Consider the following 19,646-nt stretch of genomic DNA (forward strand, 5'->3'; position numbering starts at 1 on the left):
ATCCTCGACACTGTTTTCTGACCATTGGATGGCCTGCCATGTTGTGTGTATTCGAGGTGTTGCGGTGAGTGTCGAGCGGCGCAATGCCGACAGTTTTGCCCTGCAAGTGATGATCGGCCTCTGCCTGATCTGGGGCGTGCAACAGGTGATGATCAAGTGGGCCGCAGCGGACATCGCACCGGTTATGCAAGCGGCGGGGCGCTCGGGAATTTCCGCGTTGCTGGTCGGTTTGCTGATCTGCTGGAAAGGCGGCTGGGATCAGGTCGGTACGACCTGGCGCGGTGGCTTACTGGCCGGTGCGCTGTTTGGTCTGGAGTTTTTTTTCATCGCCGAAGGCTTGCAACTGACCACTGCTGCGCACATGTCGGTGTTCCTCTACACCGCACCGATTTTCACCGCGTTGGGTGTGCACTTTCTGCTGGCCAGTGAGCGACTGCGGCCGCTGCAATGGCTTGGCATCCTGCTCGCCTTCATCGGCATCGCGATTGCCTTTGCCGGCGGTGTGTCGTGGGACAACCTCGACCGGCGCATGCTGCTCGGCGATGCCTTTGGCGTATTGGCTGGTGCCTGTTGGGGCGCGACCACGGTGGTAGTGCGCGCTTCGCGTCTGTCGGAAGCACCGGTGACGCTGACCCTGTTCTATCAATTGATCGTCGGCTTCATCGGGCTGCTCTTGATTGCGCTGTTCAGCGGCCAGATCACCCACGTCAGCCTGACCACCGTGGCGGTGGCCAGCGTGTTGTTCCAGGGCCTGGTGGTGTCGTTCTTCAGTTACCTGATCTGGTTCTGGCTGCTGCGCCGTTATCTGGCAGCCAACCTCGCGGTGTTTTCGTTCATGACGCCGCTGTTCGGCGTGACCTTTGGCGTGTTGCTGCTCGGCGAACAGTTGACTGTGAACTTCGTCGTTGGCGCTGTACTGGTGCTGTTCGGCATCACTTTTGTCAGCGCCGAGCAGTGGCTGCGTCGGCGTTTGCGCAAAGCGCTGGGCCAGCGCTAGTCGATTGCATCGCCAGACCGCCGGCAATCAACAATCCGCTGCCGGCGATTACCAATGCTGGCTGCAAACCGCCGCTGAAATGGCTGCTCAACGCCGCCAGCAACGGGCCGCTGAGTTGGCCGACGGCGAAGCACGCGGTGAGCATGCCGGCATTGCGTTGGGTGGCATGCGGCGCCAGTTCCCGCGAGCGTTGCATGACCAGTTGCATGCAGGCGAGGAACGGTGTGCCACAGAGGATCACGCCCAGTGCGAGGCCCAGGCCACTGCCGAGCAGGCAGGCAAAGACACCGGCCGCTTGCAGCCACAACGTCGCCATCAACCAGTGGCGCGTCGTTTCGGGATCGTGACGCCGTAGACTCACCAGCAACACGCCAAGCGCCGCGGCCAGACCGAAGCACGGCCAGAACAAGTCCGCCTGCCATTGTCCGTGAAATTGCCCAGTGGCCATCTGCGACAGGAAGGTCGCGGGAATGATGTAGCCGACGCCGTACAGCGCATAAATCACGGCCAGCCGCCCGATGCCGCGATTCGATGGATTGCCTGCCGCCACTGCAACCGCAGCCGTTGCGACGGGCTTAGGCAGCAGTCGCCAGACCCCCAGCATCATCACCAGCGCAGCCGCTGCGTAAATCAGCCACAACGTCGCGGAAGTCTGGTTGAGCAGATGTGAGACCAGTGCCAACAATCCTGTCAGAAAAATCCCTAAACCCGGTCCGGCGAATACCAGTGCGCCCAAACGTGGACGACCCGCTGCCGCAGCCAACGGTTGGCTTAAAGTCGTGATCATCACCAGCACCCAGGCACTCGCCACCCCGGTGCCGAAGCGCAGCACCAGGTGCGACCAAAAACCATCGGCCCAGAACGATGCCAGGGTCAGCAGCACACAGAGCCACAAGCCACCGTGCAGGCGCCGCCGAACCTGTTGCGGGCGATGGGCGAACATCGCGTCCACCGCGCCGAGCAAGTAACCGAGGTAGTTGGCCGCTGCAATCAGACCAGCGGCTGTCAGGTCGATCTGACCTTCGCTGAGCAGGTGCGGCATTTGCGGGGTGAGAGCGAAACGTCCGATGCCCATGGCCATCATCAGGGCCACGAAGCAGGCAGATAAGCGAATAAGCGGCGACATGGTCGGAATTCCGTGAGGGCTTCAATGACCGTCAGGCTAGGACTGATTGACTTTCTTTAAAATTGAATAATAGTGAGTAACTTGTTCTGTTCTGGAGAAAGGTTGTGGAATTCAGCCAACTACGGATCTTCCAGGCCGTGGCCGAGGAAGGTTCCATCACCCGCGCTGCGGAACGCCTGCACCGCGTGCCATCGAATCTATCGACCCGACTCAAGCAACTGGAGGAGCAGCTCGGTGTCGAGTTATTCGTCCGTGAGCGTCAGCGTTTGCAACTGTCGCCTGCAGGAAAAGTCCTGCTGGACTACACCGGTAAACTCTTCGCCCTGCGCGATCAGGCCAGTGCGGCGGTGATGGGCGGCAAACCCGCCGGTGACTTCGCTCTGGGCACCATGTACAGCACGGCGGCGATTCATCTGCCGGCGCTGCTGGCGCAGTATCACAAGCGCTATCCAGCGGTGAATCTGCAAGTGCAGTCAGCACCGAGTGGCGAGTTGCTGGAGGGGTTGCTCACCGGGCGCCTTGATGCCGCGTTGGTCGACGGCCCGCTGGAACTCGCCGGGCTCGACGGCGTGCCGTTGTGCGAGGAGCGGTTGGTGTTGATCACTGAAATCGATCATCCGCCGGTGCGCAGCGCGCGGGATGTTGAAGGGCGTTCGGTGTTCACCTTTCGTCGCGGCTGTTCCTACCGCATGCGCCTGGAGGCGTGGTTTTCGCACTATCACGCGACTATGGGCCGGGCGATGGAGATCGAGTCGTATCAGGGCATGCTCGCCTGTGTGATTGCCGGCAGTGGCGTGGCGCTGATGTCGGAGTCGATGCTGGCCAGTCTGCCGGGGCGTGACAGCGTCGCGGTGCATCCATTGGCCGAGCCATTTGTGGGTGCGACAACGTGGCTCATGTGGCGCAAGGGCATGGTCGGCGCCAACCTCAATGCCTGGATCGAGGTGCAACAGGCTGTCTATCCTGCGGCTCAGATTGAAACCCGAGAAACAGCCTGAACCAATGGCGGCATATTCTGTTCAATTCAGTAACAGATCATTGCGGATTTGGCCGAGCATTACGTAGGACTTCGGACTATTATCAGTGCGAAGCGACCTCAGAATTCCGGCCGCTCAGCACCACCCTGAAGGGGGCATGACGATGAAAGAGAAAATTCAAAACTGGCTGCACGACTTGGGTGTTGCCCTTGGCTTGATCGAACCGCCTCTGCAACCTGTCCCGATCCGCACCGATGACGAGCAGCGCCGCCGTCAACAACGGCGCCGGTAACGCCTCCGATCCGAGATCAAGGATTCAAGATCAAGAGATCGCAGTCTTCGGCAGCTCCTGCATTAGTCCGTGTAGGAGCTGCCGAAGGCTGCGATCTTTTGTTTTCAGTGCCGCCCGATTTCCAGCAAAAACCGGCTCAAGTCATTCGCGGTCTTCGCGGTCTTGAGCATGCGGTCTTCCTCGGCGGTAAACGCCGTCAGGCCGAATTCATCTTCCAGATGAAAGATCAGATCTTCTATATCGGCTTTCTCCAGGCCCAGTTGCACCAGACTGGTGTTGTCGTTGAATTCGCGGGTTTCCAACAGACGCCGGATATATCGGTGCACGGCGGCACGCACGGCAGCTCTTCTCATGGCAGATATTTCTGATTGTTGTTGTGCTTGAGTGAAGCAGGCCTCAGACGTGGCCGCGCAACCACTCGTCAATCATCGAACGCAAATGCTCCCCGGAAAAACTGCCGAAGTGCCCGCCATGCACCGTGCGGATCGGCAACGCCTGCAAACGTCGCAGGCTGGCGGCGTAATCCTCAAGATTGGAGTGGTAGGCGTCTTCGATCAGCGGCCCGTCGTAAATGATGTCGCCGCTGAACAGGGTTTCAGTCGCCGCTTCATACAGGCTGATGCCGCCCGGCGAATGCCCCGGTGTATGCAGCACCTGCAGCGTGCGATTGCCCAGATCGAGCACATCGCCGTCCTCGACAAACCCGGTCGCCGGCGCGGCTTTGACCCGGTATTCGGCGTAGCACAACGGGCAATCCGGATGCGCTTCGAACATGTCGTCGCCAACGAAAGCGCGGCTCAAGTCGTTTTCGCCATCCGGCGCGGCCAGAATGTCCGCTTCGGCCGGATGCACCAGCCGTTCAGCAAATTCGTGATGCCCGGCGATATGGTCGAAATGGCAATGACTGGCCACTGCCACCAGTGGCCGCTCGGTAATCCACGGCAACTGTTCGCGCAGGCTGACCAGTCCTGAGCCGCTGTCCAGCAGCAGGTCTTTGTCACGGCCCTGCACATGCCAGAGGTTGCAGCGGTAGAACGGGCGGATATACGGCTCGTGAATCAACCGAATGCCATCGCTCAGGTGCTGCACTTCAAACCACTGATCACGAGAAACGATCTTCATCGGTACTTTTCTCCAAGCGTAAAAAAACGAGTGTGGCAACCGACGCCACACTCGTCGAAGAAAGCATCAAGTCGTTATGTTTCAGCTTAGATCGCGCGGGCCACCGAGACAGGACGGCGCGAGGCGAGGCTGACCACGACAAAACTCACCAGACCCACCGCCAGGCTGTAGTAGATCGGTGTATTGGCATCCAGACCGTCCTTGAACATGAACAGCAGTGCGGTGGCGAAACCCAGGCCCATGCTGGCGATGGCGCCGGCGGTGGTTGCGCGTTTCCAGAATATCGCACCGATCAGCGGAACCAGCATGCCACCTACCAACAGGTTGTACGCCAGCGTCAGGGCGCTGATCACGTCATTTACCACCAGCGCGATACCCAGCACCACGACACCGGTCAGCAGGGTGAACAGGCGGTTGACGCCCAGGCTCGACTGTTTGCCGCCACGCAGTTTTGGCAGCAGGTCTTCAGTCAGCGTGGTGGCGGCGGCAAGGAGGCCAGCACTAGCGGTGGACATCATTGCCGCCAGTGCTGCAGCGATCACCAGGCCACGGATGCCGTCCGGCAGCGACAGTTTGACGATGGCGGCGAAGGCGTTGTTGACGTTGTCCAGATCCGGAATCAGCACGTGTGCAGCCATGCCGATCAGCGCGCAGGCCAGGCCGTAGACGATGCAGTAGATGCCGGCGATGCTGCCGGCGTATTGCGCGACTTTGGCGGTCTTGACGGTGAACACCCGTTGCCAGATGTCCTGACCGATCAGGATGCCGAAGAAGTAGATCATGAAGTAGGTGATGATCGTGTCCCAGCCGATGGTGGTGAAGCTGAAGGCAGTCGCCGGCAGTTTCAGCACCAGTTCGTCCCAACCGCCGACGCGGTACAGGCAGATCGGCAACAGGATGAACATCAGGCCCACGGTCTTGATGATGAACTGGACGATGTCGGTCAGGGTCAGCGACCACATACCGCCGATCGCCGAGTAGATCACCACTACGCCACCGCCGAGCAATACCGACACCCAGAATGGCAGGCCGAACAGCACTTGCAGGACGGTGCCGATCGCCAGGATCGAGGTCACGCCGATCATCAGTGCGTAGGCCAGCATGATCGCCGCGCTCGCCGAGCGGGCCATCGGGTTGTAGCGTTTTTCCAGGACCTGGGTAACGGTGTAGATCTTCAGTTTCAGCAGCGGTTTGGCGAGGAACAGGTTCAGCGCAACGATGCCGCAACCCAGAGCCGCGCACAGCCAGAAGCCGGAGATGCCATGCACGTAGCCCAGACGCACGGTGCCGACGGTCGACGCGCCACCCAGAACAGTCGCGGCCATGGTGCCCATGTACAAGCTTGGGCCGAGGTTACGACCGGCGACGAGAAAGTCCTCGTTGGTCTTGGCCTTGCGCATGCCGAAGTAGCCAAGCAAGAGCATGCCGGCGGCGTAGATGAGGACGACGAATAAATCCAAAGCCATGATGGCGTGTCTCCGATTGTCTTTTTTATGTGAGGCTGATTCGAATCTCCCTGTGGGAGCGAGCTTGCTCCGGGCGGCGATCCGACGAAGGCGGCGGCACATTCAAAAGTGATGTGACTGACAGATCGCTTTCGCGAGCAAGCTCGCTCCCACAGGGGGTAGGCGTTTACTCAGGCAGCTTGCGCTTTAGCCGACGACTCCCCGACTTGGCTGCGGGCATCCGTCGGGCCGAACACTTCGCGCGGTTCCGGGAACAGGCTCAGCAGCGTCAGGTACACCACCGAAGCCAGGCCCAGGGTCACCGGCAAACTGATGTCGATACCGCCGGCCATTTCACCCAGCGGACCGACGAACTGCCCCGGCAAATTGACGAAGCACAAACCGACCGCCGCGCTCGGGATCCATGCGCCCAGACCGCGCCAGTTCCAGCCGTGGCTGAACCAGTAGCGTCCGCCCTGTTCGCCACGCGTGAACACTTGCAGGTCATCCGGGCAGTAGAAGCCGCGACGCACCAAGAGGCCGATGATCATGATCACCATCCATGGCGTGGTGCAGGTAATGATCAGCACGGCGAAGGTCGACACGCTCTGTACCAGGTTCGCGGCAAAGCGACCGATGAAGATGAAGGCAATCGACAGCACGCCGATCAGCAGCGTCGCTTTCACTCGCGAGAGCACGCGGGGGAATACGCTGGACATGTCCAGCCCGGTGCCATACAGCGAGGTGGTGCCGGTGGACATGCCGCCGATCACCGCAATCAGGCACACCGGCAGGAAGAACCAGCTCGGCGACACCGCCAGCAAACCACCGACATAGTTGTTCGCCGCGATGTAGTCCGGCGCCTTGATCGCGACGATGGTTGCGGTGGCCAGGCCGAACAGGAACGGGATGAACGTGGCGATCTGCGACAGCACGACCGCTGCCATGATCCGTTGTTTGGAGGTGTCACGCGGGATGTAGCGCGACCAGTCGCCGAGGAACGCGCCGAAGGAAATCGGGTTGCTCATGGCTACCAGCGCGGCGCCGATGAACGCGGCCCAGAAGCCTGGCTGACCGAGGCTCACCGTACCGGCGTAGTTCACATCGAAAGGACCGGCGAAGGCGAAGATGCCCAGCAGGAACAACAGGCTGGCGCTCCACACCGCGATCTTGTTCACCCACAGCAAAAAGCGGAAGCCGTAGATGCACACGGTCAGCACCAGAATTGCGAACAGACCGTAGGCCAGGCCCAGAGTCAGGTCGGTTTCCGGCAGACCGATCAGGCGTTTTGCACCGCCGATCAACGCATCCCCCGAACTCCACACCGAGAGCGAGAAAAACGCGATAGCGGTCAACAGCGACAGGAACGAACCGACGATGCGCCCATGCACGCCGAAATGCGCACCCGACGACACGGCATTGTTGGTGCCGTTGAGCGGGCCGAACAGGCCCATCGGTGCGAGGATCAGCGAGCCAAGCAGCACGCCCGACACAATCGCCCAGACGCCGGCCTGAAAAGACAGACCGAACAGCACCGGGAAACTGCCGAGCACGGCGGTGGCAAAGGTATTCGAACCACCGAAGATCATCCGGAACAAGTCCGTCGGGCCTGCGCTGCGTTCGTGGTCCGGGATCTGTTCGACCCCGTGGGTTTCAATTTGCGTAAGGCTTTGGTCGTTGTTGTTGTTATTCATGATCTGCTCCGATCATAAAGGCGCGCTCATCGTGCGTGAGCGTCACCTGTCTTGGCTAAGGGGATGGCAGCCCTTCCGSCATTGCGGACAAATGTTCGTGGCAGGCCAGCCAATGGCCTTGTTGTTCTAGGCTCGACGCTTGTTTCTTGAAAACAATCGTCTCGCGCTCCTGGCTGAAGTGTTGCTCCCCTTGCATGCGCAGCTCGGTGGCCACGTCATGGATGAAAATCGCTACGTCACCCTGCAGGCTGACGAAGGCGTTGCTCGACGTGCACGCAAGCACCTCGAAGCCATCCTCGGCGCGCCAGCTGTCCCACAAGGCCTGATAGGCGTCGCGCGACAGCAGCGGCTGTTCGAGGGTGTAGAAAACGAAACTCGCATCGGCGCTGAAGGCGCCGAAGTAAGCTTCGCGATCGTTACGGGCGAAGGCGGACACCAGATCGGCGGCCGCTTGCAGAACCTGATCACGTTCGTTCATGACCCGACCCTCAGCGATGGACCACGCCAGGCAGTACGCAGAGCATTTCGTACAGCAGGTTGGCGGCCAGCAGCGAGGTGTTGCCGGTGGTGTCATAAGCGGGCGAGACTTCTACCAGATCGCAACCGATCAGGTCGAGGCCTTGGCAGCCGCGAACGATTTCAATCGCCTGAATGGTCGTCAGACCACCAATTTCCGGGGTGCCGGTGCCCGGTGCCCAGGCCGGATCGATGCCGTCGATGTCGAAGCTCAGATACACCGGACCGCCGCCGACTTTCTCGCGCACTTCGGCCATCAGTGGCGCCAGCGACTTGTGCCAGCACTCTTCGGCTTGTACGACGCGAAAGCCCTGATCGCGGCTCCAGTTGAAGTCATCAGCGGTGTAACCCTGCGCACGCAGACCAATTTGCACCACGCGGTCGCAGTCCAGAAGGCCTTCTTCGACGGCGCGACGGAAGGTCGTACCGTGGGCGATCTTCTCGCCGAACATGTGATCGTTGACGTCAGCGTGAGCATCGATGTGCACCAGACCGACCTTGCCGTGCTTTTTATGAATCGCCCGCAGGATCGGCAGGGTGATGGTGTGGTCGCCACCCAGGGTCATCGGGATCACGTTGTGCTCGAGGATGTTGTCGTAGGCTTCTTCGATGATGCGCACGGCGTCGAGCAGGTTGAAGGTGTTGATCGCCACGTCACCGATGTCGGCGACCGACAGCGAGTCGAATGGCGCCGCGCCGGTGGCCATGTTGTACGGGCGGATCATCACCGATTCGGTGCGGATGTCGCGTGGCCCGAAGCGGGTGCCGGGACGCAGCGAAGTACCGATGTCCAGGGGCACGCCAACAAAGGCAGCGTCCAGGCCGGCAGCGGTCGGTACATGGGGGAGTCGGAGCATGGTGGCGATGCCGCCGAAGCGCGGCATTTCGTTGCCGCCCAGTGGTTGGTGAAGAATCTTGTCCACGGGTAAGGCCTCATCGTCTTTGTTTTATTTATGTCGGCGCGCCGTGGAGCAGGGGAGCGGGCGCCGCTGTGGGGCCGATGATGCGAAATGTAGTGAGGGGAAAGAATCGCTACGGGCAAAAACTTAGTTCAGATTTTTCTAAACTAATGGCGGGGCTGGGATTAGACTTTGGCGGGTTCAAGATTGTGATCGGCTGGGGATTGCTGCCCTCACCCCAGCCCTCTCCCAGAGGTAGAGGGGGCCGACCGAGTTGTTGGCGGAATCTGCATCGACCTGAAAAATCGAGTCGAACTCAGGATTTGAAAGCCATGGAGATCAGCTCCCTCTCCCTCGGGGAGAGGGCTGGGGTGAGGGGCTTTTCCCACAGACACGCAGTTGCAAACCCCGGAGCAGACATGGCCAACGCTTTACCCGACCTGAAACTGTTGCGCATCTTCGTCAGCGTCGTCCGTCATCAGGGTTTCGCCAACGCCCAGCAGGAACTCAACCTGTCGACCTCGGCGATCAGCACCTACATGAGCCAGCTCGAAGCCGCGCTCGGCCTGGTGCTATGCCATCGCGGCCGCGGTGGGTTCAGCCTGACCAGCAAGGGTGAGCTGTTCCATCAGGAAACCCTGCGCCTGCTCGCCGAGCTCGAAGGTTTCGAGCAATACGCCGCTGCGCTCAAGGGCGAATTGCGTGGCACGCTCAACCTTGGCGTCATCGACTCTACCGTCAGCGACAAGGCACTGCCCTTCGCCGAAGCCATCGGCGCTTACAGTCAGGAACACCCGGCGGTGCATTTGCATTTGTCGGTGATGAGCCCGTACGAACTGCAACTCGGTGTGCAGGACAACCGTCTCGATCTGGCCATCGGTGCGTTTTCCACGCGCATGAGCGGTCTGGTCTACATGCCGCTGTACCGCGAGCAGCACTGGTTGTATTGCAGTAGCCGCCATCCGTTATTCAACGAGCGGCGGATTCCTGAGCAGGTCATCACTCAACAGCGCATGGTCGGACGCGGTTACTGGAGCCAGGCCGAGCTGGCCCGGCACGGCTTCAAACACAGCGCCGCCACCGTGGAAAGTATGGAAGCGCAGCTGATTCTGGTGCTGTCCGGCGCCTACATCGGTTACTTGCCGGAGCACTATGCTCAGGCTTGGGCCGACAAGGGTGACTTGCGTGTGTTGCTGCCGGCGACCTTCGGTTACCAGGCGCCGTTTTCGATGATCATGCGCCGCGGCCGTAGTCGCGAGCCGCTGATCCAGACCTTCCGTGATTTGCTTAAAGCACAGCTCAATCAGGCTTAAGAACGATGTCCAGACCTCAATGCCCGCGCTGCCTGCGCCCACAAACCCATTGCCTTTGCCCGCTGATCCCGAGCCTCGACAGTCGCACGCGGGTGTTGCTGTTGCAGCATCCAAGTGAAGTTAATCATGCGTTGAATACCGCGCGGTTGGCGGCACTCGGGCTGAGCAATGCCGAGCTGATCGTCGGTGAGGTGTTCGAGGATTTGCCGACGCTGTTAAGCCGCCCGGGGTATCGGGCGCGGTTGTTGTTTCCGGCCGATGACGCGCAGCCGATGCAGGCTTACGGTGAGTCCGAGGAACCGTTGTTGCTGGTGGTGCCGGATGGCACCTGGCGCAAGGCGCGCAAGATGTTGCACCTCAATCCGTTGCTGGCGGCGCTGCCCCGGGTGACGCTGGCCGAGGGCGGGGTGTCGCGGTATCGCTTGCGCAAGGCACCGGGACCGGGGGCGTTGTCGACGATTGAGGCGATTGTGCAGGCGTTGCAGACGCTGGAGGCGCCGGCGTCATTCGAGCCGTTGCTCAAGCCGTTCGAGGCGTTGATCGAGGGGCAGATTGCGGCGATGGGGGCGGAGACCTTCCAGCGTAACCATGGCGACAAATGATCGTTCCCACGCTCTGCGTGGGAATGCATCCAGTGACGCTCTGCGTCACCGTCGTGAAGGGACGCGGAGCGTCCCGGGCGGCATTCCCACGCGGAGCGTGGGAACGATCATTGGCTAGCGCTCGCGCATCGCCTCGGTCCGCGCTTTCAGCACGGGTTTGAGCAGGTAATCCAAGACACTTTTCTCCCCGGTAATAATGTCCACCGTCGCCACCATCCCCGGAATAATCAGCAACGGTTTCACATCCCCGCCCAAATGGTTTTTATCGGTACGCACCTGAATCAGATAAAAGCTGTTGCCCTTGTCATCGGTAATCGTGTCCGCACCGATCAACTCCAGCTTGGCACTCAGCCCACCGTAAATCGTGTAGTCGTAGGCACTGAACTTGACCATGGCCTTCTGGCCCGGATGCAGGAACGCGACGTCCTGCGGCCGCACTTTGGCCTCGATCAGCAGGTTGTCTTCCAGCGGCACGATTTCAACCATGTCGCTGCCCGGCTGGACCACGCCGCCAATGGTGTTGACCTTCAATTGCTTGATCACCCCGTGCACCGGTGAAGTCACCGTAGTGCGGGTGACGCGGTCGTCGATGGCGATGCTGGTGGCAGTGATTTTCGACAGGTCCGTACGTTTCTCGTTCAGCTCCTTGGCCGCCTCGGAACGGAAGGTCTGCTCGGATTCGTCGATCTTGCTGCGGATCTCGGCAATCGCCGATTCGGCGCGGGGAATCGCCAGCGTGGTGGCGTTCAGCGAGCCACGGATTTCCACGGCGCTGCGTTTCAGCCGGAGGATTTCCACAGGTGACACCGCACCGGTTTTCACCAGCGGCTCGGACATGTTCATTTCTTGCTGCAACAGCGCCAGGCTGGAACTGAATTGGCCCTGTTTGGAACGAAACTCCGCCAGCTCCTGAGTCTTCTGCCGCAGTTGTTCGCTAAGCGTACGCTGTTCGCTGGCCAGTCGGCGCTGGCGCTGGTCGTACAGCGAGCGTTCGTCCTCGGCGACTTGCGGTGCCTTGGCGATCACCTCATCGGAGAGCTTGAACGGCCGGCCCTCGGCCTCCGCCGACAGTCGCTCGACCTGCGCGGTCAACGCATAACGATCGGCCTCGCTCTCACCCTTGTTCGAGCGAAAGCGTGTGTCATCCAGGCGCAGCAACGTGTCGCCCTTGTTCACCATTTGCCCTTCGCGGACGAAAATCTCGGTGACGATCCCGCCTTCAAGGTTCTGGATCACCTGCACCTTGCTCGATGGAATCGCCTTGCCTTCGCCCATGGTCACTTCTTCGAGCACGGCGAATTTGGCCCAGACCACTGCGCTGATCAGCAGCGCTGCCGCCAGCCACACGGTGATTCGCGACCAGCGCGGCGAATCCTGTAACGAGGCACCGGCGGTTTCCGGCATGAATTCGGCTTCGGCGCTTTTGCCGAAACTGTCGAAGTAGCCGCGATCTTTGCTATCTGAGGAAGCAGACATGGGGCAACTCCTAAACCGCCGCCGAGCCGACACGGCCCTTGCGCAATGCATCGATGACCGCTTCCTTCGGACCGTCGGCGACGACCCGGCCGTTGTCCAGCACCAGCAAGCGGTCCACCAGACTCAGCATTGAAGTGCGGTGGGTGACCAGCAGCAGTGTCTTGCCTTGCACCCAGCCGTGCAGCTTCTGCCGCAGTTGGTCTTCGCTGCTGTTGTCCATGGCACTGGTGGGTTCGTCGAGCAGCATGATCGGTGGATCGAGCAACAAGGATCGCGCGAGCAAAACGGCCTGACGTTGACCGCCGGAGAGCAATTGCCCGCGCTCGCCCACCGGCCGGTCGAAACCTTGCGGATGCTGGCGGGCAAGTTCGGTAACGCCGGTCAGTTCGGCGACTTCGAGCATCCGCGCATCGCTGATGTAACGTGCGCCGAGGGTCAGGTTGTCACGCAGGCTGCCGGCCAGCAGCGGCAGATCGTGAGCGACGTAGCCGATCTGCTGACGCAGGTCAGCAACATCGAGTTGGCGCAGGTCGAGGCCGTCGAGCAGCAGTTGGCCTTCCTCGGGTTCATAGAAACCCATGACCAAACGGGCCAAGGTACTTTTGCCCGAGCCGCTGCGGCCGATGATGCCGACCCGTTCACCGGGTTTCAGGCTGAACGAAACATTGCTCAGTGCCGGCGCATTCTGGCCGTTGTAATGAAAGGTCACGCCGCTGACGTCGAGTGCGCCTTGCAGTTGCGTGCGCTCCAGCGGCCGCTGCTTGCCGTCGCGTTCCTGCGGCAGGGCCATCAGCGCATCGGTGCTTTTCATGGTCAGTTGCGCTTGCTGATAGCGGGTGATCAACCCGGCAATCTGTCCCAGCGGCGCAAGCACGCGGCTGCCGAGCATGTAACTGGCAACCAGCGCACCGACGCTGAGGTTTCCAGCGATGATGCTGTAGACCCCGGCGACAATGGTCGCCATCCCCGAGAATTGTTGAATGAACAATGTGCCGTTAGTGGCCAGTGCCGACAGATTGCGTGCGTGGCTGTCGAGGCGGGTGAGGGCGCCGTGGGTGCTCTCCCATTTGTGCTGGCGCTCGCTTTCGGCGCTGCAAGCCTTGAGGGTTTCCAGGCCACCGAGGGTTTCGATCAGCACCGCCTGGCGTTCAGCGCCGAGGCTCAGGCTCTTTTGCACGGTGTCGCGAAGGCGCACCTGAATGATCATCGCGAAGATGATGGTGATCGGAAACGCCAGCAGCGGAATCACCACCAGCCAGCCGCCGAGCAGGCCGATCACCACCAGCATCAGCACGACGAAGGGCAGGTCGATCAGGCTGGTCAGGGTCACCGCTGTGAGGAATTCGCGCAGGCCCTGGAAGTCATGAATGCTCTGGGCGAAACCACCGATGGTCGCCGGCCGTGCCTTCATCGACATGCCGGTGATGCGTTCAAATAAAGTCGCGGAAAGGATCACATCGGTTTTCTTGCCGGCGGTGTCGAGCAGGTGCGCGCGAACTACCCGCAGGACCAGTTCGAACCCGGTGCCGATCAGCAAACCGATCGACAGCACCCACAAGGTCGAGGTGGCCTGATTCGGCACCACGCGGTCGTAGGTCTGCATGACGAACAGCGGCACCATCAGGCCTAAAAGGTTGATCAGGAAACTGGCGAGAATCGCATCGCTGTAGAGCCATTTCGACAGCTTCAGGGTGTCGCGAAACCATGCATGTACCCTTGGCACCAGCGGCGAGCGCAGGTCTTCGAGTTCGTGGCGCGGACGGGCGAACAAGGCCTGGCCGCTGTAGTGCTCGCTGAGCTCTTCGCGGCTGATCCATTGCTCGCCGCCATCGGCTTCGCTGGGCAGGATCAGCGCTTTGCCGTCGTCGCTGAAGCGCCGCAGAACAGCGGTGCGACCGTCGTTGAGCAGCAGCAGAATCGGCAGATTCAGTGGTGAGATGTCTTTCAGTTCACGGCGCAGAATCCGCGCCTGCAACCCGGCCCGGGCTGCTGCGCGGGGCAGCAGGTCCAGACTCAGGCGTTGCTTGTTCAGGGGCAACCCGGCACTCAGGCTGGCGCGGCTGACAGTCGCGCCATGCAGTTTGCAGAGGATCAACAGACCGTCGAGTAACGGATCATCGAAGCTCAGCCGCGGATCGATCCCGGTGTGGCCGGGTTCCATGCTGGTCATATTGATCGCCTCTGTTGAACGGGCAGGGGAATCCACACATTGATCGTTCCCACGCTCCGCGTGGGAATGCAGCCCGGGACGCTCCGCGTCCCAAAGCGGACGCAGAGCGTCCATTGAGGCATTCCCACGCAGAGCGTGGGAACGATCAACAGTGGACTTATTTCAGCTCGGGCAGGCGCGCTTCGTTTTTGACCTCGGTCGCAGCGATCGCATCGGCCGGCAGCACCACTCGTTGTTTGCTCAGCAACTGGCCCATGTTCGCCAGCACGCGGTACATCGAATACTCCTCGGTGTAGCGGATTTCGGTGTAGCGACGGTTGGCGTTGTAAAGCTCGTTCTCACTGTCGAGCAAGTCGAGCAGGGTGCGTTGGCCGAGGCCGAACTGATCCTGATACGCGGCGCGTACGCGTTTGGTGGTTTCCGCGTATTCGCGGGCGGTCGGGGTCTGTTTCTTCGCGTTCTGCATGGCGTTCCAGGCCAGGCGAATGTTCTCGTTGAGTTGACGCAGGGCGTTGTTGCGGATGTCCATCGCCTGGTTGATCTGGTGCGCATCGGAGGCCAGGCGCGCCTTGTCGCTGCCGCCTCGGAACAGGTTGTAGTTCATCACCACACCGACGCGCCATTCGTTGTCGTGGCCTTCATCGCCTTGCACGTTGTTGTTCGCGCCGACGGCCGCTTCCGCGTCGAAGCGTGGATAGAACGGCGACTTGGCGACTTCGTACTGGCTCTCGGCCGATTGCACGTCAGCCTGGGCGGACTTCAGATACGGGTTGTTGTCGACCATGCTCTGCTGGGCTTCACGCAATTCGGTCGGCAGTTCGCCACGGGTTGAGGCCGGGGTTTCCAGCTCATCGGGCATGCGCCCGACCACGCTGTAGAAGTTGGCTTCGGCGTCAGACAGATCGACTTCGGCGGTGTCGAGGTTGTTCTGTGCCAAGGCCTTACGAGCGACCGATTGATCGGAGTCAGCGGTGCTGCCGACGCCACGCTCGGTGCGCAGGCCAATCTGATCGTTGACCCGCAAGTGCGCCTGCAGGTTGTTGCGAGCCAGGGTCACCAGTTCGCGGCGCTTGAGCACTTCGAGGTAGACCTCGATGGTGCGCAGGGCCAGATCCTGGGCGGTGCCTTGCGCGTAGTACGCGCGCGAATTGGACACGCCTTTGGTGCGCTCGACTTCGTTGGCGGTGTTGAAACCGTCGAACAGCATCTGCCGCAGGCGCAGCTCGGACTGGGTGTAATTGAGGATTTCGGTGTGGTGATTGCCGAAGGCCCGGGTGTTGGTGTTGTCGCTGTAGCCACGGCCATAGGCGGCGTTCAAATCGACGGACGGATAGAAACCGCCCTTGGCGACTTTGACTTGTTCATCAGCCGACAGGCGGGCGTCCACGCGCGAGGCCAGTTCCGGGTGAGTGGCGATGGTGCTTTGAATCGCTTCGGTGAGGTTCATGGCCTGAGCTTGAGAAGTGCAAGCCATGGCCAGCAAAACCGCGCTGCAGAGGGGGGTTAGAACGCGCATGGGTGCATCTCCCTGAGTCCTGATGGTGTGTTACTGTCGCCAAATATTTGACGATATTTTTAGGTGTAGGCGTTTCACTCTTGTAACAACAGAGCTAAGAACATCCTGAAGCGTAGCTAAGAAAAAATTTTCATAAGGCTTATGCCGAAAAAAACTTATGCGCTTTGTAAAAACCGGCACATTGTTCAGCATGAAAGCCTTTGTTTTATGCGCTTTAGGGAGTGCAAAAAGGCTTGAGGAAAGTTCCATTCACTTTGCGACATACGGCGAAGTACTGCTGAAGGGGAGGGACGCGTAGCGGCTGATGGGCGACAGATTTTTGTCACTCGAGTGATTCACCACCGTTACGTAGCGTTAGTAGGCGTATGGCTTTGATCAGGATGCGGAAGTGCTTGATAGCACTGATGTTTCCGGAATAAGCCACCTGCGAAACGAACTGTTGAAGGTGCGAGCGTCGCCTCCAACAACCCGATTGAGCCATGGGCTGCTTCGCTTACCAGTGCCGACGGTGGTCGGCAGCGGAGGATTTCACATGGCAACGCTCATCGGGATAGTCACCAAAGTCATTGGCCAGGTTTTCGCCCAGTCAGCCGACGGCACTAAACGCGCACTGGTTAAGGGGGATCGCCTGTTTGCCGGCGATCAACTGATCACCGGCGCAGAAGGCGCCGTCGCCGTTCATCTGCAAAACGGCCAGGAACTGACCCTGGGCCGTGACAGCAGCCTGACCATGACTGGCCAATTGCTGGCCGATCAAGCGGCGCACGTGAATGCGCCAGAGGCGGTGACCCCGAGCGAAGCGCAACTGACTGACGTTGAGCAAATCCAGAAAGCCATCGCCGCCGGTGATGACCCGAGCAAAAACGCCGAAGCCACTGCCGCCGGCCCGAATGCCCCGGGCGGGGCACCGGGTGAATTGGGCGGCGGCCACAGTTTTGTCTTGCTGACCGAAGTCGGCGGCCGGGTCGACCCGATCATCGGTTTCCCTACCGCCGGGTTCGGCGGTATTCCCGAATTCCCTGAAGAACGCCACAACGCGGTGATCGACAACGGCGACAACACCCCGGCAGTCGTGGTGCCGCCACCGGTCAACAATCCGGTAACCCTTACCGGCCTGGATGTGGCTGGTGGCGAACTCAATCTCAATGAAGCCAATCTGCCTGACGGCTCGGCGGCCAATCCTGGCGCCCTCACGCAAAGCGGCAGCTTCACTGTGTCGGCGCCGGACGGTCTGACCAGCCTGAGCATTGGCGGCATCAACCTGATCAACGGCGGCGTAGCTGTCGGGTTCCCGCAATCGATCACCACGCAACTGGGCAACACCCTGACCATCACCGGTTACAACCCGGCGACGGGCGTGGTCAGTTATAGCTACACCCTCAACGGCAATGAAAGCCACGCGGCCGGCGATGGCGCGAACAACCTCAGCGAACAGTTCACGGTGATTGCTGGTGACAGTAATGGCGACACCGCGACCGGCACGCTCGACGTCAACATCACCGACGACGTGCCGAAAGCCTTCGATGACAGCAATGGTACGGCTTCAGAGACTCAACTGACGCTGACCGGCAATGTGCTGACCAATGACGTGCAAGGTGCCGACCGTGTGCCCACCGGTCCCGTTACGCCAGGCACGTTCACCGGCACTTACGGCACCTTGGTACTCAACGCCAACGGCACCTACACCTACACGCTGAACACCAATGACGCTGACTTCAAAAATCTGCACGGTGGCGGTAATGGCACGGAAACCTTCGCCTACACCATCACCGATTCCGACGGGGATACCAGCACGGCGAATCTGGTGCTGCAGATCCACAACAACGACGATCCAGTGGTCATCAATGGCCTAAACGTCGAAGGCGGCGAGCTGACGGTCTACGAGAAAAATCTCACTGACGGGAGCGCACCGGATTCCACCGCGTTGACCCAAAGCGGCACGTTCACCATCACCGCACTCGATGGCGTCACGACGCTGACTGTGGGTGGCATTGCTGTCGTTACCAACGGTGTGGCCGCCGGTTTCCCGCAATCGGTCACTACGCCGCTGGGCAGCACGTTGACCATCACCGGTTTCAACGCTGCCACCGGCGTGGTCAGCTACAGCTACACCCTGGTCGACARCGAAGCGCACCCAACCGCCAACGGYGCGAACAATCTGCCAGAGCAGTTCGCCGTCACCGTGGTCGATGACAACGGCACCACCGCCAATGCCACCCTCGAYGTGAACATCGTCGATGACCTGCCAAAAGCGGTGGATGACAGCAACKCCGGCACCGCGTCGGAAACCTTGCTGACTCTGWCCGGCAACGTYYTGACCAACGAYGTGCAAGGCGCCGACCGCGTGGTGACCAACGAAAGTGCCGGGCCGATCACGGCCGGCACCTTCACCGGGACTTACGGCACCTTGGTACTCAACGCCAACGGTACTTACACCTACACGCTCAACACCAACGATGCCGATTTCAAAAACCTGCACGGCGGTGGCAATGGCACGGAAACCTTCGCCTACACCATCACCGATTCCGACGGTGATACCAGCACGGCGAATCTGGTTTTGCAGATCCATAACAATGACGATCCGGTGGTCATCAGCGGACTCGACGTCAATGGCGGCGAACTCACCGTTTACGAGAAAAATCTCACTGACGGGAGCGCACCGGATTCCACCGCGTTGACCCAAAGCGGCACGTTCACCATCACCGCACTCGATGGCGTCACGACGCTGACTGTCGGTGGCATTGCTGTCGTTACCAATGGCGTAGCGGCAGGCTTCCCGCAATCGGTCACCACGCCACTCGGCAGCACGCTGACCATCACCGGTTTCAACGCCACCACCGGCGTGGTCAGCTACAGCTACACCCTGGTCGACAAYGAAGCSCACCCAACCGCCAACGGTGCGAACAATCTGCCWGAGCAGTTCGCCGTYACCGTRGTCGATGACAACGGCACCACCGCCAATGCCACCCTCGACGTGAACATCGTCGATGACCTGCCAAAAGCGGTGGATGACAGTAACTCCGGCACCGCCTCGGAAACCTTGCTGACCCTGTCCGGCAATGTCCTGACCAACGATGTGCAAGGAGCCGACCGCGTACCGACTGGGCCGGTAACTCCGGGCACGTTCACCGGGACTTACGGCACCTTGGTGCTGAATGCCAACGGCACGTACACCTATACTTTGAACACCAACGATGCCGACTTCAAAAATCTGCACGGTGGCGGTAATGGCACGGAAACCTTCGCCTACACCATCACCGATTCCGACGGTGATACCAGCACGGCGAATCTGGTGCTGCAGATCCACAACAACGACGATCCAGTAGTCATCAGCGGCCTCGACGTCAATGGCGGCGAACTCACTGTTTACGAGAAAAACCTCAGCGACGGCAGCGCACCGGATTCCACCGCGTTGACCCAAAGCGGCACGTTCACCATCACCGCACTCGATGGCGTCACGACGCTGACTGTCGGTGGCATTGCTGTCGTTACCAATGGCGT

At 60.5% G+C, this 19,646-nt stretch carries 16 protein-coding genes; 6 read left to right on the forward strand and 10 right to left on the reverse strand.

What is annotated here, in order from left to right:
• Window positions 1–64 precede the first annotated feature (64 nt).
• The gene (locus tag AC1DVF_RS24090; RefSeq protein WP_460090150.1) at window positions 65–997 is read left to right on the forward strand and encodes a DMT family transporter; all 933 of its coding nucleotides are present in this window, start codon (window positions 65–67) and stop codon (window positions 995–997) included.
• On the opposite strand, the gene AC1DVF_RS24095 is transcribed toward AC1DVF_RS24090, so the two are convergent.
• Window positions 942–2,123 (reverse strand): MFS transporter, encoded by a 1,182-nt coding sequence (locus AC1DVF_RS24095; protein WP_477783249.1) that lies wholly within the window; start codon window positions 2,121–2,123, stop codon window positions 942–944. The genes AC1DVF_RS24090 and AC1DVF_RS24095 overlap by 56 nt on opposite strands.
• A gap of 104 nt (window positions 2,124–2,227) precedes the next feature.
• Between AC1DVF_RS24095 and ptrR the strand changes: the two genes are divergently transcribed.
• Both ptrR and AC1DVF_RS24105 read left to right on the forward strand, forming a co-directional pair.
• Window positions 2,228–3,121 carry a putrescine utilization regulator PtrR gene (gene ptrR, locus AC1DVF_RS24100; protein ID WP_095125552.1) on the forward strand — a complete coding sequence of 298 codons (894 nt, stop codon included), beginning with the start codon at window positions 2,228–2,230 and terminating at the stop codon, window positions 3,119–3,121.
• 142 nt (window positions 3,122–3,263) lie between these two features.
• Window positions 3,264–3,392 carry a PA1414 family protein gene (locus AC1DVF_RS24105; RefSeq protein WP_007914492.1) on the forward strand — a complete coding sequence of 43 codons (129 nt, stop codon included), beginning with the start codon at window positions 3,264–3,266 and terminating at the stop codon, window positions 3,390–3,392.
• Between the two features lie 104 nt (window positions 3,393–3,496).
• On the opposite strand, the gene AC1DVF_RS24110 is transcribed toward AC1DVF_RS24105, so the two are convergent.
• The 6 genes from AC1DVF_RS24110 to speB form a co-directional block, all read right to left on the reverse strand.
• Entirely contained in the window at window positions 3,497–3,745 is a 249-nt protein-coding gene (locus AC1DVF_RS24110) for a phosphopantetheine-containing protein (protein ID WP_034153223.1), read from the reverse strand.
• A gap of 43 nt (window positions 3,746–3,788) precedes the next feature.
• Complete coding sequence (locus tag AC1DVF_RS24115; RefSeq protein WP_093438035.1) at window positions 3,789–4,514, reverse strand: MBL fold metallo-hydrolase; 726 nt, start codon at window positions 4,512–4,514, stop codon at window positions 3,789–3,791.
• Between the two features lie 86 nt (window positions 4,515–4,600).
• A complete protein-coding gene (locus tag AC1DVF_RS24120) occupies window positions 4,601–5,980 on the reverse strand; it encodes a sodium:solute symporter family protein (RefSeq protein WP_320337362.1) in 1,380 nt (459 codons plus the stop codon).
• 170 nt (window positions 5,981–6,150) lie between these two features.
• The gene (locus tag AC1DVF_RS24125; RefSeq protein ID WP_099758302.1) at window positions 6,151–7,653 is read right to left on the reverse strand and encodes a purine-cytosine permease family protein; all 1,503 of its coding nucleotides are present in this window, start codon (window positions 7,651–7,653) and stop codon (window positions 6,151–6,153) included.
• Window positions 7,654–7,708: 55 nt separating this feature from the next.
• Window positions 7,709–8,131, reverse strand: coding sequence for a YybH family protein (locus AC1DVF_RS24130; protein ID WP_477783250.1), 423 nt, complete (start codon window positions 8,129–8,131; stop codon window positions 7,709–7,711).
• A gap of 10 nt (window positions 8,132–8,141) precedes the next feature.
• Window positions 8,142–9,092 (reverse strand): agmatinase, encoded by a 951-nt coding sequence (speB, locus tag AC1DVF_RS24135; RefSeq protein WP_003222717.1) that lies wholly within the window; start codon window positions 9,090–9,092, stop codon window positions 8,142–8,144.
• Window positions 9,093–9,487: 395 nt separating this feature from the next.
• Here speB and AC1DVF_RS24140 point away from each other — a divergent pair, with 395 nt between their 5' ends.
• A complete protein-coding gene (locus AC1DVF_RS24140; RefSeq protein WP_007956593.1) occupies window positions 9,488–10,381 on the forward strand; it encodes a LysR family transcriptional regulator in 894 nt (297 codons plus the stop codon).
• A 5-nt stretch (window positions 10,382–10,386) separates the two neighbouring features.
• On the forward strand, window positions 10,387–10,983 hold the full coding sequence (locus tag AC1DVF_RS24145; protein ID WP_460090153.1) for a tRNA-uridine aminocarboxypropyltransferase: 597 nt from the start codon (window positions 10,387–10,389) through the stop codon (window positions 10,981–10,983).
• Window positions 10,984–11,097: 114 nt separating this feature from the next.
• On the opposite strand, the gene AC1DVF_RS24150 is transcribed toward AC1DVF_RS24145, so the two are convergent.
• The 3 genes from AC1DVF_RS24150 to AC1DVF_RS24160 form a co-directional block, all read right to left on the reverse strand.
• Window positions 11,098–12,459 carry an HlyD family type I secretion periplasmic adaptor subunit gene (locus tag AC1DVF_RS24150; protein ID WP_477783251.1) on the reverse strand — a complete coding sequence of 454 codons (1,362 nt, stop codon included), beginning with the start codon at window positions 12,457–12,459 and terminating at the stop codon, window positions 11,098–11,100.
• 10 nt (window positions 12,460–12,469) lie between these two features.
• The gene (locus AC1DVF_RS24155) at window positions 12,470–14,629 is read right to left on the reverse strand and encodes a type I secretion system permease/ATPase (protein ID WP_093438012.1); all 2,160 of its coding nucleotides are present in this window, start codon (window positions 14,627–14,629) and stop codon (window positions 12,470–12,472) included.
• Window positions 14,630–14,786: 157 nt separating this feature from the next.
• The gene (locus AC1DVF_RS24160) at window positions 14,787–16,145 is read right to left on the reverse strand and encodes a TolC family outer membrane protein (RefSeq protein ID WP_093438007.1); all 1,359 of its coding nucleotides are present in this window, start codon (window positions 16,143–16,145) and stop codon (window positions 14,787–14,789) included.
• 532 nt (window positions 16,146–16,677) lie between these two features.
• Between AC1DVF_RS24160 and AC1DVF_RS24165 the strand changes: the two genes are divergently transcribed.
• Window positions 16,678–19,646: retention module-containing protein (locus AC1DVF_RS24165; protein ID WP_477783252.1), on the forward strand; the 2,969-nt coding region annotated here is incomplete at its 3' end.

It is taken from the genome of Pseudomonas sp. P4_D7, from assembly GCF_056401755.1.